This is a genomic window from Limnofasciculus baicalensis BBK-W-15 (genome assembly GCF_024178385.1).
GTDB lineage: Bacteria > Cyanobacteriota > Cyanobacteriia > Cyanobacteriales > Coleofasciculaceae > Limnofasciculus > Limnofasciculus baicalensis.
This window is the reverse complement of record NZ_JAMZMM010000138.1, coordinates 1-14,845: the sequence shown is the minus strand read 5'-3', so window position 1 is coordinate 14,845 and position 14,845 is coordinate 1. Positions and strand designations below refer to the sequence as shown.

The following is a 14,845-nucleotide window of genomic DNA, read 5'->3' as shown; positions in this document are numbered from 1 at the left end:
CCCCATTCCCCATTCCCCATTAACAATAAACACGCTCTGTGCAAGAATAGTTGAGGATTGCCTGGTCAGTTCAGGCTGTTGGAGAGAAAAGAACTTTTATATGAAAGTTGGCGATCGCGTTAGAGTGAAAAATTCTGTGATGGTTTACCACCATCCTGCCCACCGCAACGAGGCTTTTGATATCAAAGGTCTCGATGGAGAAGTGACTGGAATCGTTGTCGAGTGGCACGGAAGACCCGTGAGTGCCAATTTGCCAGTGCTAGTTCAGTTCGATAAAAAATTTCGCGCTCATTTCCGTGATGATGAGGTGGAACTTGTGTGAGCGCTTAGAATCTCCTCAATATCAAAATATCTAGCTTGTGAAGATAGGCGGGAATCGATATATACAGTTAGATCCTTTTTTAGTTGACCGTTTACTGTTGATTACGAACAGCTAACGGTCAACTATAGTCTTTTGTGAAGTTGTATTACTATCGACGGCGACAAAACCAACCAAATAGGTTAATATCTCCTTGCATTTTTGCCAATTCTTCTTGGTGAAGTTTGGCTGTTTGGCGATACCACTCACAGTAGGATTGAAATTCCTGTCGCGCTTGGGCTTCTCGATAAAATTGATGAGTAATTTGATAGGTAGCGAAAATATCCGCTGGTGGCGGCGGGGCGGGAAAAATTTGTTGGAATCCTTCTAGCATGGTGGGGAATGGGGAGTGGGAAAGAGAGTTTTGAGTTTTGAGTTTTGAGTTTTAAGTTTTAATTCAAAACTCAAAACTGAGAACTATTCGGGGGAGTGGGGTAGTTTAGCCAATGACAGGATTTGTTAAAATCCTGACTCAATAATAAATGTCGTTATCTATAATTGGGTAAACTCTTCTCAATTTCTTCAACACTTTTAATGAATTTTCCTAAAGTTGTTCTGGGTTAATTCCGAGAGATCGTAATTGTTCTGCCATTGCTTGGGATCGCCTCCGTTCCATTTCCAGTTGGGTTTCTGCTTGTTCTGCCCTTTGAGCTAGTTCTACGAAAGTCGTAAACTTCTGTCCATCAGGTCTGTAAATTTCTAGTTTTTCTGTTGATAGTTCAAACCGGACTCCTAGTCTGGGACTCACCCAACCTTGAATCGGTGAAATTTCCTGGAGGTGGGCTTCAACACGTTGCCAACCTGTCAATTCTACATCATCTGGGTCATACAAGTAATATTCTTCTACCCCATGCTTTTCGTAGAATCTGAACTTCTGTCGCATCTCCTTAAAAGTGTTGCCAGGAGAGAGGATTTCAAAGACTACCTGCGGGGCAATATTATCTTCTAGCCACTGTTTGTAGGAACCCCGATCTCCCTTGGGTCTGCCAAATACTACCATGACATCGGGAGCTTTGCAGATGGTATTGTCTCCCTCAACGCCATACCAAAGCAGATCCCCTGCGATAAATACATTGTGGTTGTCAGCAAACAACCACTCTAGGTTTAACTTGATTTCAACAATTGCATCAAACTGTTTGGTGTTATCTGACATCGGTTCACCGTCGCTGTCGGGGTAAATGATTGCCTCAGAGATGGAGGATTTGGGAAGTGTTGCATACTCTAAGGGCGATCGCAGTTCTTGTACCATACCTGTAAATCCCTCTGCTACTAAGGTTTAAATTTTAGCAAATTTAAGCGCTTTTGTTGACAAGTATCAGCCATGTTAGTAATCGCTTTCGTAATCCCTACTGTTTCTACCATAAAGCCATCTTGCTGTAAATAAAGGAGCGATCGCAATAGTCGGAATTGCGGAGGAATTTTCTGCACAATTTCCGTACTAATGGATTAACTATATCTAATCCCTATCTTTAACAGCGCTCGAAGGGGCTTTACTAAGTTACGAGTTGCGATCGCACTTCACTTAATTTTGTGAGGGTGTGTTATAAAAACATAACATACCCTATTTTTGTATAGAGATTTGGAGTAGTAAAACCGCCGATCGGAGGATGCTTTAGAGACCCGTAAAGCATCGTGTTTTATGGCATGATGAAGTGTTCTCCATCGCGCACCGAACCACATGAATGAAACGGTTTACATTGAAACTAGCATTCTCGGCTACCTTACGGCTCGATCGACAGACAATCTAATTGTTGCAGCCAACATCAAAATCACTCAAGACTGGTGGGATGAGTACAGTAGCTCGCTGGTACTTTATACCTCAGAAGTTGTTGAAGATGAAGCAGCAATGGGAGATCCAAAGATCGCGTCTCAACGACTGAATCTGTTACAATCTTTAACCTTCCTAGATTTAACCGAAGAAGCCACCGATCTCGCACAAGAATTTCTACGGCAGAGTAACCTACCATCTAAAGCCTCCAACGATGCTTTACACATGGCACTGGCAACAGTTTATGGCTTAGACTACTTGCTAACCTGGAATTGCAAGCACATGGCAAATTCTCAGATCCAACGAAAATTATCAGACATTAGCCGCGCTCTTGGATATAAGCTACCATTTGTTTGTACGCCTTACGAGTTCATGACAATCGATCCTCTAGGAGAGTAGCGATGTACAAAGACCCAATTTTGGAAGAGATCCACAAGTACAGAGAAGAATACGCAAAATCCTTTAACTATGACCTCAAGGCAATATTTGAGGATTTGCGAAAGAAGCAAATTGCTAGCGGGCGCAAAGTTGTAAAACTCCCAATCAAGCGCTGGGCTAACACTGAAATGCACCCAACTGCAAGGTAAAGCATTATTTTTTTATCGATCGGCGATCGCACTCTTTGTCTGAATGGGAGCGTAATTGTTCTGCCATTACTTGAGATCTCCTCTTCTGACTGAGTGAATTATTTCTTGAAACCGATTATCTTGTCGAATTGCGTCAAAATCTGAGTCATTTATTGCTGAATTTAGATACTCATCAGGATCGATCTTAATGGATTGTTGCAAGTTTTTTATAGCTAGATCTACCTGATCTAATAAAACATAGCAACAAGCTTTGTTATAAAAAGCATCTCCATCGTCAGGCTTAAATTTCAACGACTTCTCAAAACTTGCGATCGCTTCTGGTATGCGCCCTAATCGCCGCAGCGTTAATCCCCGATTATTCCAAGCAGAACTTTCATTGGGAGCAAATTCCAGGGCTTTTTCAAAAGCGATTAATGATTCTTTATCTTGACCTAATTTGGAAAGTGTAATACCTTTATTAATCCAACTAGGCACATGAGCTTGATCGATTTTTATCGCTTTGTTATAACTTGCAAATGCTTGCTTTAATTGCCCTGCTCTCATCAATAGACAGGCACGATTATACCAAATCTCTGGACAATCTGGTTTGATTTTTATGGATCGATCGTAACTTTGTAGTCCGGCTTCCCAACGACTTAAGTTAGTTAATGCTTTGCCCCGATTATTCCAAGCCATGTAAAAATCTGGATTTAATTCTAATGCTCGATCGTAACTAGCAATCGCTTCTTCATTCAGGTTTAAGCCGATCAATGAATTACCTCTGCTATCCCAAACTTGATAATTATGTGGTTCACTTTCTAAAACTAGATCGAAATTTGCGATCGCCTCTTTATATTTGCCCCAACTCGCTAATGTCGTACCTCGGTGAAACCAGAATTTAGTATTATTAGGATCGAGGGCAATCGCACCATTAAAACTATCAATCGACTCAGGATATCGTTGTAAATGTCCCAGGATCGAGCCTCGATAAAACCAAGCATCAGCATTGTCAGGAGTTAACTTCACCACATCGTCAAAAAGTGCCACTGCTGAGGCAAAATCTTGAGATTCTAAACAGCGTACACCCTGTTGGAAAATAAATTTAACAGCTTTTGGATCTGTCATGTTAGTTACAAACTTGTTACATTTTTTTCTTCTCCATCGATTTCAATTTTATCAGGTTAGATGTAGTAGCTTTATTCCTGTAGCACTAGCGGTTCTAAGCTAGCTAGGAGTCCTGGGATATCTTCATCTGAAGTTTTCCAGACTTCATCCAAATCAATGTCATCGTATCCATGAATCAGATTGTCCCGCATTCTCGCAATAAGTGACCAGGGAATCTCTGGATGTTGAGTCCGAAGTTCTAGGGAAAGACCTTTAACAGCTTCACCAATAATTATCAGTTGAAATACAATCGCTGACTGAGTTTTATCATCGCTGAGAAATGCCTCTCTTTTAGGTAAACCATCAGTCTTCGAGTTCAGGAATATGCTTATTTTCATAATGCTCGATTAAGACACCAAGAATATCCATGAGTGAAGCGAGAGGATGTTGTTCAACTTCGCCCACTTCATCAATTAGTTGATCTAGCCATTCCACAAGCTGTTGATAACTGGCTTCATCGCGGGGGATGACTAACCGATGGGCAAGGGGTTGCCACAATTTTTTGGTTTCTGCAATGCTTAACATCTTAACTACCTCCATTTCCCTTGATCGTACTCTGCATGGGTAAGCACGGCTCGAATATAAAGCTTTTGTCGATTATAGTGAATTGCGGCAATCAACCGAATTTTGTTACCGCCAATATTGAATACAGTGAGATTACCAACTCGATCTGCACTGGGGAATTCCCTGCGGAGTTCAGAAAAAGAATGAAACGTACCTGCTTTGACAATTTGATACCAACGAGCTAATGCACTTTTTATGTCAGGGTACTTTATCGCAAATTCATTGAGACGTTTACGAGTGATGACGTGCATAATGAAACTGAGGGATATTCCCTTCTTAGGATAAGTTAAAAACTGAGGATTTCATTGATTTTACTAACTTCTAATTTAATTTGGGCTATTTCTCTTTCAAATTCGGCTTGATTTAGCAAACGTCCTTCCATATAACAGGTTTGATTTTTAATCCAGTATTTACTACACTGCGCTTTATCCACGAGAGCTTCCAGATGTGTTATACGTTTGTTTAGATCGTTTTTCTCATTTTCCAGTTCTTGTCGCTTTTGTGCTGCTAATTCTGCCTCCACACGGGCTTTAATTAAGTCTTCTGTATTTTGACTATTACCCCAACTTTTAGACGGTTGGCTTTGTCTGTTAGGCGTTCCAAAAGATAGAGATATATTCAGTGGTATAGAAATAAGTGTAAAACTGATCAAACTTGCTGACAGAAGAGCAGCACCAATCTTTATCCCTAGTAAAATTTTGTAGCGATGTGCCATTTTTAGCGCTTGTTCTACAGAGTACTTAGGTTGATTCGTTCTTTTAGATTTGAAGATTAAAGTACCAGTGAATGGATCTGCATCAACAGCATCTCGGATTTGCTCAATTTTCAGTAAGCGATCGCACTCTGTTTCTGATATTCCTAACTTATCACTTATTTCACTAGCTGATAATCCATTGGGATAGCTGTACATTAGAGTATGCAAAGCTTCTCGATATGGGTGATATTGGTTAAATAATTTATTAATTTTAAACATAAAATCCTCCATTTAATGAATTAGCAATCGAGCCATTATGGGGATGGGGATAAGGGATAATATAGGCGTGTACCATGGCTTGAAGATTCTGTTGGAGATGAATTTGGGGTTGGGGTTGGAGTTGAGTAGCCATTGATAACCTGGTCAAATATTTCCTGTTGTAACTTAGCTGTATCTTGTGCTTCTGGTGGTGTAATTTGTTCTTCTAAAATAGCAGTTATTGAAACTATTAATTCATCAACTTTCGCTTGCTCTTCTGGAGAAGCAATGGCACTGAGTTCATTTTTTTTGTTCAGCTTCCATATAATTTGATCTAAAGATTACAATTGTTTTTTTTTATTGTCATCCGCAATAGTTTCTTGCAAATTTTATGATCTCAAACCTCTTTGTTGTGCCCTATCGAAAATTTCTGCCATTACCTCAGTTAAAGTTTTATTGTGTAATTTTTCTCTCAAAAACAATTGAATAATAGAAATTAACTGTTTCTGTATCTCAGAATTAGACCCTTCAAACGTCTTTTTAAGATCTTCATCAACTTGAATCGTAATGGTTGCCATAGTTCTGATTAATGGTTTGTCATCTCTGCTCTTATTAATTATGGCATAGCTCATCAAAAAAACGCCACTGCTAAACTGCTTACACTACTATCGGATTGATTCCCTACATTCTATTATGAGCTACAACTAGGTCATCCTGCGATCGCAGGACTGAATCATCATATAACCCGCCTGCGAGGGTTGTGAAATCCTGGAGGGATTAAAATCCTCGTAGGAGTTTTTTAGCAGGTTTAGAAATCTTGGCGGCTGTCACAATTCCGATAATCGTTCCTTTCTCAATTATAGATCGTGCATCTCCAGCATCAAGATAACGAGTTTTAATTTCAATATGAGGTTTGCTCACAATTTAAGGATTCGCTGATACTATAGAAATGCTGTGGCTGACTTGGGAAAATTTACCGAATAGCCAGCTATCTAAACCAGTAACAAGCCTTTCAGATTCAGAAGTATTGATGTTAGCTAATACCAAAATGGATGGTAAGCAAAATCAGCGAATTAGCGAATTGCAAGCTAAAGGAAAAATGACGGGGCTGACAGAAGCAGAAAGTTATGAATTGCTGGCAATGTTACAAATTTATCAGATGGGACAACTGCGTAAATCAGAAGGATTAGCGGAAGCAGTGCGGCGTAAATTGAAAACTCCATTACCAGGATGAGTAACCTTTCAGAAACTATCCGCCAAAGAGTAAGAGAAAGGGCTGGTGGACGCTGTGAGTATTGTTTAAGCCATCAGGACTATATCATGGGTTTTCTGCAAGTTGATCGCTGGAAACCAGTAGCTAAAGGCGGTGCTGAAGAATGATATACTCAATATATACTGGCGCAATATCGCCAACTTTCTCGGTTAAGTTGCTAATACTCAAGTACTTCAACGCTGGGGAGTATATCAAATAAAAATACTATATACTGGCGCGATATCGCCAAGGTAATTATATGACCGGATTAGAAATCCTAGAATCTGTCAAGTTTGTCACAGTCAAAGGCAAGCACCTTGCACTTCTGGATGCTGAAAATTGGGAAATCCTGATTGCATGGCTGGAAGATTTAGAAGATGCACAGATTGCCCGAAGTGCGTTGGCTCAATTGAAATCAGCTCTTCTTTTTTTGATTAGATCAAACAAATGATCTTGATCGTCAAGAGAGAGTTTCTCAACAGAATCTATAATTTCTTGAAAAGATATAATACTCATATTTTTTCATCCTTTTACTAGCCATATTTGAAAGAAGTATTCAAACTAAATTACATGATTATTCCTCAGATATTCTCCTCCTCCTCCCACTCACCTCATAAATCACCAACATCCCTCAAAAAACCCTTTGCGTTCACGTAGTGTAGCGAAGCGCCACCTTCGCGCTAACCTTTGTGTTCACGTAGTGTAGCGAAGAGCCACCTTTGCGTTAAAAAAAATCTCCCAACCCATTATAAACAAAAAAAGGTAAAAAAAAATACCCCACCAAAACAAATTAAACTAATATACTATCCCAACAAAGCCTTAGCCTTAGCCACCACATTATCAACAGTGTAGCCAAACTTCTCCATCGCCAAAGGACCAGGTGCAGAAACACCAAAGCGATCGCATCAACTACCCCCAAGTGCTTGAATCTCTACTTCCTGCTCAACCACTAATTCTATTTGAGCTTCGACAAGTGCAGCATAAATTGGAATATTAGCTTCTACAGCCTCAAAACTCACCAATAAAGAGTATGGTACTGTAGCTTCCGGCTCGTTGTTCCAGCCTTCATGTCCAACTATTGCAATGCAGAAAGCTTCTGTTAATTCAAATGACTTAACAACAGTCCAATCTTTTTGAAGAGTTCCTGTACTTCTAGATACCTCCTTGATTTTTCCATAATTATTTTGTTTACCTAACATCCACTTAAAAATACTTTCTCCTTTATCGCTATTCTCTGGAGCATCATATTTAGCCAAAGTTCTTGCCAGAAATCGTTCTGGATCTTCTCCTCTTTTACTACAATCCCAATCGAGCCAGGTTGATAAATATTTTCTTCGATTCCTTCTCGTTCGACGGGGTTGAGCTTTGTATGAAAGAGTAACTTCCAGCAGAATCTCTAACTCTTCTCCTTGAGATCGTAGTTTTTCTGGCAATTTTACTTGGTAAATATGAGCTTGTCTAGCTTTAATATGCTGTTCTCCTCTCGTAATCAAAGTGATCCGATTTGGTGCATTACCTAAAGCGCGATCGAGATTGGGAATACCATAACCTATCTGACGAAGAACGTGGAGTTTATCCACATTATCTGGTTTTGTCCACTCTGGCCATCTAGCGGACTGAACTATTAAAGCCCGATACAAAAGGCAGCTTTCATCAGGTAGCTCACCAGCTAAACAAGCTGCAATGTGACTAACTTTTGGTGCGGCAAATGATGTGCCAACTGCATCAGAGGCGATCGCTGGGCCACCATTGAGAGTTGATCGCACTAATTCAGGACATAAATCTTTAGGATAGGTAATATTTGGTGGCACACCTCCATCTTGAGCCAAATATCCACCATATTCAACTACTTCTGGTTTAATTGTTTCCCAAATTCCCAATCCACAGCAGGAAAATGCAGATACTCGATCCTTTTGTCCTATTGAGAACCAAGGTGATACATTGGCAGAATTTAGAGCAATTGAGCCAACCGTTAAAGATTGAAAACTTTGTGCCGGATTTGCAACTCTACAGGAATCTTCTAAAAGATAATCTGGATAGACTCGATTGGCTACAAGATGATCTCTGACTGATAATCTTGTAAATCCTATCTTATGATTTAAAGGTAAGTTGCCAGCAGCTACTATAAAGAGGATATCATTGTTCCATGTCAGTTGATCGATAGCAGCAGCCCACGCACTCATGTATTGGGTTCGACAGGGAACAGATCCAGTAATCGAATGATTAAAAATTCTCGTTCCTGTTTTACTATGGTAAAATCCCACAATATCTCCCAGAAGATTAGGTGGGAATAATTGTTTAGATAGTTTAGAGTTTGCATCAAGAACTCTGGCATTTTGAAGCCAGCAAACTGCTTTTTCCTTTCCACTTCGAGGTATCGTGCTGGGATACAGTACTGCACCAGCTACTCTGGTTCCATGTCCACCATTGCTAACGTAGTCAGCCGTTTTATCATTTTCTCCAGGAATCCAAGATCTTGAATTTTCTGAATCAATAGCCGCTTTTAACAGAGAATGTCTCTCTTGAATCCCACTATCAATAACACATACCTTGGGAGCGTTTGGTTCTGGTGGTTCTAAAGTAAAAGACGGCTCTTCACGATCAGATAAACCTTGCCGCTGAATAATTTCAGCAAATTCATCTGGTTCGCTGACATCAAAAATATATGGGAAATTGAAAACTAAATCTTTTAATCCTTTGCCTGAGATTTGGATTCGGCAAGAGAAACTATCTGATAATTCAGCAGATCTAGGAATACTGCCATCAACTATATTGATAACATCTCCTTGATAGAGATTGACAAAATTTGTTAATTCATCTTCTCTTGTTGATTTTAAACTATCCCATTCCTGGTATGTTATATCGCGTTTGTTTATCCAAGTATTAATTCGCTTAGTATATTTTTCATCATTCTCTTCATCGTTACGTTTTGGGCAATTAGGTAATTGTGACTTAGTGCCTATACAGGCAATTCCTACATCTACCCTGTAAATTTGCTCATCTCTAATTTTATCCCATTCATTGAGTAATTCAGGGGATAAAATATATTCTGGACGCTTACTCCCATCAAGAATATCCCAGATTTCGGCAATTTTATTGCCTCCTCGTTCTTGCTGAATAAATTTATCAAGTTTTTTTTGTAATTCACTAAATTCTGGATCGTTGGCAGAAGCGCCAATAATATATCCATTTTCTACTTCAGAAATTACCTCAATACCATATTTTCTTAGATCGTCAGCATCGAAAGCATTAGGATCTATTTGTAAAATGATCGGTTTAGCTTTTTCAGGAAGTGGAGGTTTGCCTTCTTCCTCTCGTTGTTCTTGGATATCTTGCCAATAGGAGACAAGGGAGTCTATGGAACTCCTTAACTTTCTTCCATGTCCCCATCTATCGCTCAAATTTTTAGCTGTTTGAGGATTTTGTTTTCTGGAAGCTGGTGGAGGAGATGCCGCAATTCCCTGTGTTTTCAGCTTAAGCTGGATATGTGGAAACTGGTCAGAACTTTTTACCATTTAGTTTTTATAACAAGCAAATGATTGATTCTAATAAATCTTGATTTCTGCAATAGCTTCTTCTAAATGCTCTTGAATTACTAACTCTTCTCGCTCAAGAATCGCTCGTTTAGCAGCATCTTGTGCCACTCTCACAGCTTGAGCCGCTGAGAAACCACTCATCTGTTTAATAATCCGCGACCAGTCGATAGAGCCAACTTCAATTGCTCCTAGAGTCTGCTTTACTATAAATCCTAACTCCTTTTCTCCCGGTAGCGGTACTTCAATCAAGTCATCAAACCTTCTCCAAAGCGCGGTATCCAGAGATTTATTTAGGTTTGTCGCTGCTACTAAAAGACCAGAAGAAGACTCGTACTCGTCTAAAATTTGGAGAAACGTGTTAACTACTCGTTTGATTTCTCCTACTTCCTGATTATCCTCCCGTGACTTAGCAATAGAGTCGCATTCATCCAAGAACAATAAACAGGGTTCGGCAGTGGCTTTCTCAAATACTAGCCTTAAATTGCTTGCAGTTTCACCTAAAAAAGACGATACCATGGCATCAAAACGAACTTTAAGCAGAGGTAAACCTGTGTTCCAAGCTAAACGTTGTGCGCCCAAAGTTTTTCCACAACCGGGAGAACCATATAGAAGAATTTTTTGTCTGTAGCGCAAGCCATGATGAGCTAGTCTATCTCTTGCTGCATACTCGCGCTCAATTCTCTGGAAACGTTTTTCAACTATCTCAGGTAGTACCATGTGATGACTTAATTTTTCCCTTGGTATAATACTAACCAAAGGAAGATTGAATCGCTTACTTGTTGGTAGTTCACTGAGAGTCTGTAAGTTCTCTGATTTAGATAGAGCTAATTTAGTGACGTTAACAGTATCAGAAACTGGTTGGCTGTGGTTAGTAGGATTCTCTTTCTTATTCTTTTTAGTAATATTCTCTAACTGATCCGCTAGGAGAATGTGTCCCTTCCTACGCTCTTCCTCAATGACTAGGTATGCGAGTTTGTCAATCGCCTCTGTGTCCGAACTGGCGATCGCTCTAAATAGTCTCTTGAGAAGCTCTCCTTTCATAGCCCCTCTCAGTATAAGGGTAATATTTCCCTATTACTATTATAGTACATTTGATCTGGAAAATTGCTCCATTCACTGACCTTCGTAAACTCCCTACTACGTTGCTATTGCCTGTAACTTGAAAAGGCTCTCTAAAAATAGAGAGCCTCTCTCATTACAGTCAACTTATTAGAGTGAACTTACTGCGATTGGGTTCCTATCCCAACAAAGCCTTAGCCTTAGCCACCACATTATCAACAGTGTAGCCAAACTTCTCCATCGCCAAAGGACCAGGTGCAGAAACACCAAAGCGATCGATACTTACCATATCACCCTCGCTACCAAGATAACGATCCCAACCAAAACGAGCAGCGGCTTCTACAGCTAAACGTTTGGTAACAGCTTTCGGTAATACAGATTCGCGATAGGCTGCATCTTGCTCATCAAATAGTTCCCAGCAAGGCATAGAAACCACGCGAACTTTTGTTCCTTCAGCGGTTAATTTTGCTGCTGCATCCACACAGAGAGGAGTTTCACTACCAGTACCCATCAGGATAATATCCGGTGTCCCTGCACAATCAGAAAGAATGTAAGCACCCTTCGTCACAGCGTCAATACTGCTACCTTCTAATTGAGGTAAAGCTTGGCGGGAAAATGCCATTAAAGTAGGACGATTGTGATTAGCAGCTTCAATCGCTACCTTGTAAGCGCCAGAAGTTTCATTCCCATCTGCGGGGCGAATTACTAATAGATTAGGAATTGCCCTCAGAGATGCTATAGTTTCCACAGGTTGGTGAGTTGGTCCATCTTCACCTAAACCAACGGAGTCATGAGTCATGACATAGATAACTCCAGCTTCGGCTAATGCTGATAAGCGAATTGCTGCCCGCATATAGTCAGCAAATACCAAGAAGGTAGCGCAGTAGGGAATTAATCCGGTACTGTGTAAAGCGATGCCATTACAAATAGCACCCATCCCATGTTCCCGCACGCCAAAGCGGAGGTTACGGTTTTCGTAGGCTCCTTTTTGGAAGCTACCAGATACTTTTAAGAAGGTTAAGTTGGAGTGGGTTAAGTCAGCGGAACCACCAATTAATTCTGGTAAAACTGTGGCTAAAGCGTTGAGAGTTTTTTCGGAAGTTTGGCGAGTAGCTAATGGCTTATCAGCAGGAGTATATACTGGCAGTGCATCTGCCCATCCTTCTGGCAATTTACCACTTATCATCCGCGCTAAAAGGGTAGCTTCTTCGGGATACTTGGCTTGATAATCAGCCCAGATTTTATCCCATGCTGCTTCTGCTTCTGCGCCTCGTGTTACAGCTTTCCGCATGTGATTGAGGGCATCAGCGGGTACTTCAAATTCTGGATATGTCCAACCCAAATTATCGCGGGTGAGTTTAACTTCATCTTTACCTAATGCGGCACCGTGAACCCCGGCACTGCCAGCTTTATTAGGTGAACCAAAACCGATAGTTGTTGTCACCTTAATCATGGAAGGTTTATCGGTGACGGCTTTAGCTTCGGCGATAGCTTTAGCAATAGCTTCTAAATCATCGTTACCATTTTCCACATGTAAAACATGCCAACCGTAAGCTTCAAACCGCTTGCTGACATCTTCGGTAAAAGAAACATCGGTGGAACCATCAATGGAAATATGATTATCATCATAGAGGGCAATTAATTTACCCAATCCCAAATGTCCAGCCAGAGAACAAGCTTCACCAGAAACTCCTTCCATATTGCAACCATCACCTAAAATCACATAGGTGTAATGGTCAACTAATGTAGCATCGGGCTTATTGAATCTCGCGGCAAGGTGTGCTTCTGCCATTGCTAACCCAACACCATTAGCAATACCTTGTCCCAAAGGACCTGTGGTCACTTCTACCCCAGGAGTTTCAAAGTTTTCTGGGTGTCCAGGAGTTTTGGAACCCCACTGGCGGAATTGCTTAATATCATCTAATGTAACGCTATCGTAACCTGTGAGGTGAAGTAGGGCGTACTGTAACATACAGCCGTGGCCAGCAGACAAGACGAAGCGATCGCGGTTAAACCACTTAGGATTTTTTGGGTTAAACTGCATAAAACGGTCCCACAGCACGAATGCCATAGGTGCCGCACCCATTGGCAGCCCTGGATGACCGGAGTTGGCTTTCTGTACCGCATCAATGGCTAGAAAGCGGATGGAATTAATACAAAGTTCTTCGAGAGATTGGGTTGCAACGGGCATAATTTTATGGTAAGGACTCTAGGAAACTAGGGTTTAATGGAAAATTTGTGTCAGATCGAGCCAGGTTTAATCCTGTCCCAAGGCTACATCCTCATCATCTCATTAGCGGGATCGATGAGCAAGGGGGAAGGGGAAAGGTGAAGGGGATGTCTCAGTCACGACAAATTGGGATGGCTTCGCCCAAACCGGGCATCGCGCTGCTAGATTCCATACCAATTACACTTTCTCAGACTAAAGTGCAGGATAATCCGTGTATCCGATTTCTGCCCCTTCAGGACCTTGACCATAAAATGTTTTGGGATTAGCTTCATTTAAATGCGCATCTAGTGCAAATCTTTTCGGCAAATCCGGATTAGCAATAAATGGTTTACCAAAAGATACTAACTCAGCTTGACCAGAATCGATCGCATCATTTCCGGTAACCTTATTATAACCACCATTAGTCACGATCGCACCTTGATAAATCGAGCGAAAAATAGGCAATACTGGGTGTAAAACTTCTCGACTAGCTAGATCGATTTCATTGGGTTCCATCAAATGAACATAAGCCAAGTTATAAGGATTAAGCGCTGCTAAAACATATCCGAATGTCGATTGGGGATTAGAGTCAAACATACCATAAAATGTATTACTGGGGGAAAGCTTAATTCCCACTCTATTTCCACCCCAAACCTCAGTTACACCTGTCATCACCTCTAATAGAAATCGCGCTCGATTTTCAATGGAACCCCCATATTCATCTGTCCGCTGATTAGCCCCATCTTGCAGAAATTGATCGATTAAATAGCCAAAAGCACCGTGTAACTCCACACCATCAAACCCCGCTTCCTTGGCATTTTCTGCACCTTGACGAAATTGCTGGACAATTTCCGGAATTTCCTCAGTTGCCAAAGGACGAGGCACTTCTAAATTGACTTTACCAATCGGTGTATGTAGACTACCAATAGCTGCGATCGCACTAGGTGCAACAGGCATTTCTCCATGTAATAATGATGAATGGCTTACTCGTCCGCTATGCCACAATTGCAGAAAAATTTTACCACCTTCTCTATGAACAGCTTCAGTAACTTTTTGCCAACCTGCTATCTGCTGATGGCTATAAATACCCGGACAGTTCATATACCCATTACTTAGGGGAGAAACCATCGTACATTCAGTAATAATTAACCCGGCGGTTGCTCTTTGGGCATAGTATTTCGCCATTAATGGAGTTGGGATAGAATCTATGGCACGGAGGCGTGTCATCGGTGCCATAATAATGCGATTTGGCAGTAAATTTTCGCCTAACTGAAAGGGGGAAAACAGATCGATATTGGAACTCATAATTTATCATCTTGATTGAAATTGACATCTTATCCCAGGCAACGGGAAAGAATTTTACAGTATAATTCAGGAGTCAGAAGTAAAACGTAAAAATTAATTGATTAATTATTAC

Annotated in this window: 21 protein-coding genes; 6 read left to right on the top strand and 15 right to left on the bottom strand. The window is 40.8% G+C overall.

What is annotated here, in order from left to right:
• Positions 1-100 precede the first annotated feature (100 nt).
• Positions 101-322 (top strand): ferredoxin-thioredoxin reductase variable chain, encoded by a 222-nt coding sequence (locus NJ959_RS14820; protein ID WP_254012527.1) that lies wholly within the window; start codon positions 101-103, stop codon positions 320-322.
• 148 nt (positions 323-470) lie between these two features.
• Here the strand turns inward: NJ959_RS14820 and NJ959_RS14815 are convergent, their stop codons facing one another.
• From NJ959_RS14815 to NJ959_RS14805, 3 genes are all read right to left on the bottom strand, one after another.
• Positions 471-692, bottom strand: a complete 222-nt coding sequence (locus NJ959_RS14815) for a hypothetical protein (RefSeq protein ID WP_254012526.1) — start codon at positions 690-692, stop codon at positions 471-473.
• Between the two features lie 210 nt (positions 693-902).
• A complete protein-coding gene (locus NJ959_RS14810; protein WP_254012525.1) occupies positions 903-1,607 on the bottom strand; it encodes a Uma2 family endonuclease in 705 nt (234 codons plus the stop codon).
• Between the two features lie 20 nt (positions 1,608-1,627).
• Positions 1,628-1,786 (bottom strand): hypothetical protein, encoded by a 159-nt coding sequence (locus NJ959_RS14805; protein ID WP_254012524.1) that lies wholly within the window; start codon positions 1,784-1,786, stop codon positions 1,628-1,630.
• A gap of 250 nt (positions 1,787-2,036) precedes the next feature.
• Between NJ959_RS14805 and NJ959_RS14800 the strand changes: the two genes are divergently transcribed.
• Both NJ959_RS14800 and NJ959_RS14795 read left to right on the top strand, forming a co-directional pair.
• On the top strand, positions 2,037-2,525 hold the full coding sequence (locus NJ959_RS14800; protein WP_254012523.1) for a type II toxin-antitoxin system VapC family toxin: 489 nt from the start codon (positions 2,037-2,039) through the stop codon (positions 2,523-2,525).
• A gap of 2 nt (positions 2,526-2,527) precedes the next feature.
• Complete coding sequence (locus NJ959_RS14795) at positions 2,528-2,713, top strand: hypothetical protein (RefSeq protein WP_254012522.1); 186 nt, start codon at positions 2,528-2,530, stop codon at positions 2,711-2,713.
• A gap of 66 nt (positions 2,714-2,779) precedes the next feature.
• On the opposite strand, the gene NJ959_RS14790 is transcribed toward NJ959_RS14795, so the two are convergent.
• The 8 genes from NJ959_RS14790 to NJ959_RS14755 form a co-directional block, all read right to left on the bottom strand.
• Positions 2,780-3,817: a tetratricopeptide repeat protein gene (locus tag NJ959_RS14790; protein WP_254012521.1), complete on the bottom strand. Its 1,038-nt coding sequence runs from the start codon at positions 3,815-3,817 to the stop codon at positions 2,780-2,782.
• A 71-nt stretch (positions 3,818-3,888) separates the two neighbouring features.
• Positions 3,889-4,194 carry a HepT-like ribonuclease domain-containing protein gene (locus NJ959_RS14785; RefSeq protein WP_254012520.1) on the bottom strand — a complete coding sequence of 102 codons (306 nt, stop codon included), beginning with the start codon at positions 4,192-4,194 and terminating at the stop codon, positions 3,889-3,891.
• Entirely contained in the window at positions 4,160-4,381 is a 222-nt protein-coding gene (locus NJ959_RS14780) for a hypothetical protein (RefSeq protein ID WP_254012519.1), read from the bottom strand. Before NJ959_RS14780 ends, NJ959_RS14785 begins: the two co-directional genes overlap by 35 nt.
• Positions 4,382-4,386: 5 nt before the next feature.
• Positions 4,387-4,671, bottom strand: coding sequence for a type II toxin-antitoxin system HigB family toxin (locus NJ959_RS14775; protein ID WP_254012518.1), 285 nt, complete (start codon positions 4,669-4,671; stop codon positions 4,387-4,389).
• A gap of 35 nt (positions 4,672-4,706) precedes the next feature.
• Complete coding sequence (locus NJ959_RS14770) at positions 4,707-5,393, bottom strand: hypothetical protein (RefSeq protein WP_254012517.1); 687 nt, start codon at positions 5,391-5,393, stop codon at positions 4,707-4,709.
• On the bottom strand, positions 5,386-5,526 hold the full coding sequence (locus NJ959_RS14765) for a hypothetical protein (protein WP_254012516.1): 141 nt from the start codon (positions 5,524-5,526) through the stop codon (positions 5,386-5,388). The genes NJ959_RS14770 and NJ959_RS14765 overlap by 8 nt, the downstream gene beginning before the upstream one ends.
• 235 nt (positions 5,527-5,761) lie before the next feature.
• Positions 5,762-5,950: a hypothetical protein gene (locus tag NJ959_RS14760; RefSeq protein WP_254012515.1), complete on the bottom strand. Its 189-nt coding sequence runs from the start codon at positions 5,948-5,950 to the stop codon at positions 5,762-5,764.
• Between the two features lie 199 nt (positions 5,951-6,149).
• Complete coding sequence (locus NJ959_RS14755) at positions 6,150-6,293, bottom strand: hypothetical protein (protein WP_254012514.1); 144 nt, start codon at positions 6,291-6,293, stop codon at positions 6,150-6,152.
• Between the two features lie 28 nt (positions 6,294-6,321).
• On the opposite strand from NJ959_RS14755, the gene NJ959_RS14750 reads away from it, so the two are divergent.
• The 3 genes from NJ959_RS14750 (at position 6,322) to NJ959_RS14740 (ending at position 7,075) form a co-directional block, all read left to right on the top strand.
• Positions 6,322-6,606 (top strand): hypothetical protein, encoded by a 285-nt coding sequence (locus NJ959_RS14750; protein WP_254012513.1) that lies wholly within the window; start codon positions 6,322-6,324, stop codon positions 6,604-6,606.
• Entirely contained in the window at positions 6,603-6,752 is a 150-nt protein-coding gene (locus NJ959_RS14745; protein ID WP_254012512.1) for a hypothetical protein, read from the top strand. Before NJ959_RS14750 ends, NJ959_RS14745 begins: the two co-directional genes overlap by 4 nt.
• Positions 6,753-6,883: 131 nt before the next feature.
• On the top strand, positions 6,884-7,075 hold the full coding sequence (locus NJ959_RS14740; RefSeq protein WP_254012511.1) for a hypothetical protein: 192 nt from the start codon (positions 6,884-6,886) through the stop codon (positions 7,073-7,075).
• A 454-nt stretch (positions 7,076-7,529) separates the two neighbouring features.
• Here the strand turns inward: NJ959_RS14740 and NJ959_RS14735 are convergent, their stop codons facing one another.
• From NJ959_RS14735 to NJ959_RS14720, 4 genes are all read right to left on the bottom strand, one after another.
• Entirely contained in the window at positions 7,530-10,139 is a 2,610-nt protein-coding gene (locus tag NJ959_RS14735) for a S8 family peptidase (protein WP_254012510.1), read from the bottom strand.
• A gap of 30 nt (positions 10,140-10,169) precedes the next feature.
• The gene (locus tag NJ959_RS14730; protein ID WP_254012509.1) at positions 10,170-11,201 is read right to left on the bottom strand and encodes an ATP-binding protein; all 1,032 of its coding nucleotides are present in this window, start codon (positions 11,199-11,201) and stop codon (positions 10,170-10,172) included.
• Between the two features lie 196 nt (positions 11,202-11,397).
• Complete coding sequence (gene tkt / locus NJ959_RS14725; protein ID WP_254012508.1) at positions 11,398-13,410, bottom strand: transketolase; 2,013 nt, start codon at positions 13,408-13,410, stop codon at positions 11,398-11,400.
• A gap of 231 nt (positions 13,411-13,641) precedes the next feature.
• Positions 13,642-14,733: an alkene reductase gene (locus NJ959_RS14720; protein ID WP_254012507.1), complete on the bottom strand. Its 1,092-nt coding sequence runs from the start codon at positions 14,731-14,733 to the stop codon at positions 13,642-13,644.
• Positions 14,734-14,845 lie beyond the last annotated feature (112 nt).

Coding starts and splice junctions, on each gene's coding strand:
- NJ959_RS14780 (WP_254012519.1), bottom strand. CDS start 4,381: ATGTTAAGCATTGCAGAAACCAAAAAATTGTGGCAACCCCTTGCCCAT.
- NJ959_RS14820 (WP_254012527.1), top strand. CDS start 101: ATGAAAGTTGGCGATCGCGTTAGAGTGAAAAATTCTGTGATGGTTTAC.
- NJ959_RS14745 (WP_254012512.1), top strand. CDS start 6,603: ATGAGTAACCTTTCAGAAACTATCCGCCAAAGAGTAAGAGAAAGGGCT.
- NJ959_RS14765 (WP_254012516.1), bottom strand. CDS start 5,526: ATGGCTACTCAACTCCAACCCCAACCCCAAATTCATCTCCAACAGAAT.
- NJ959_RS14735 (WP_254012510.1), bottom strand. CDS start 10,139: ATGGTAAAAAGTTCTGACCAGTTTCCACATATCCAGCTTAAGCTGAAA.
- NJ959_RS14750 (WP_254012513.1), top strand. CDS start 6,322: ATGCTGTGGCTGACTTGGGAAAATTTACCGAATAGCCAGCTATCTAAA.
- NJ959_RS14800 (WP_254012523.1), top strand. CDS start 2,037: ATGAATGAAACGGTTTACATTGAAACTAGCATTCTCGGCTACCTTACG.
- NJ959_RS14770 (WP_254012517.1), bottom strand. CDS start 5,393: ATGTTTAAAATTAATAAATTATTTAACCAATATCACCCATATCGAGAA.
- NJ959_RS14775 (WP_254012518.1), bottom strand. CDS start 4,671: ATGCACGTCATCACTCGTAAACGTCTCAATGAATTTGCGATAAAGTAC.
- NJ959_RS14785 (WP_254012520.1), bottom strand. CDS start 4,194: ATGAAAATAAGCATATTCCTGAACTCGAAGACTGATGGTTTACCTAAA.
- NJ959_RS14790 (WP_254012521.1), bottom strand. CDS start 3,817: ATGACAGATCCAAAAGCTGTTAAATTTATTTTCCAACAGGGTGTACGC.
- NJ959_RS14760 (WP_254012515.1), bottom strand. CDS start 5,950: ATGGCAACCATTACGATTCAAGTTGATGAAGATCTTAAAAAGACGTTT.
- NJ959_RS14730 (WP_254012509.1), bottom strand. CDS start 11,201: ATGAAAGGAGAGCTTCTCAAGAGACTATTTAGAGCGATCGCCAGTTCG.
- NJ959_RS14810 (WP_254012525.1), bottom strand. CDS start 1,607: ATGGTACAAGAACTGCGATCGCCCTTAGAGTATGCAACACTTCCCAAA.
- tkt (WP_254012508.1), bottom strand. CDS start 13,410: ATGCCCGTTGCAACCCAATCTCTCGAAGAACTTTGTATTAATTCCATC.
- NJ959_RS14815 (WP_254012526.1), bottom strand. CDS start 692: ATGCTAGAAGGATTCCAACAAATTTTTCCCGCCCCGCCGCCACCAGCG.
- NJ959_RS14720 (WP_254012507.1), bottom strand. CDS start 14,733: ATGAGTTCCAATATCGATCTGTTTTCCCCCTTTCAGTTAGGCGAAAAT.
- NJ959_RS14795 (WP_254012522.1), top strand. CDS start 2,528: ATGTACAAAGACCCAATTTTGGAAGAGATCCACAAGTACAGAGAAGAA.
- NJ959_RS14740 (WP_254012511.1), top strand. CDS start 6,884: ATGACCGGATTAGAAATCCTAGAATCTGTCAAGTTTGTCACAGTCAAA.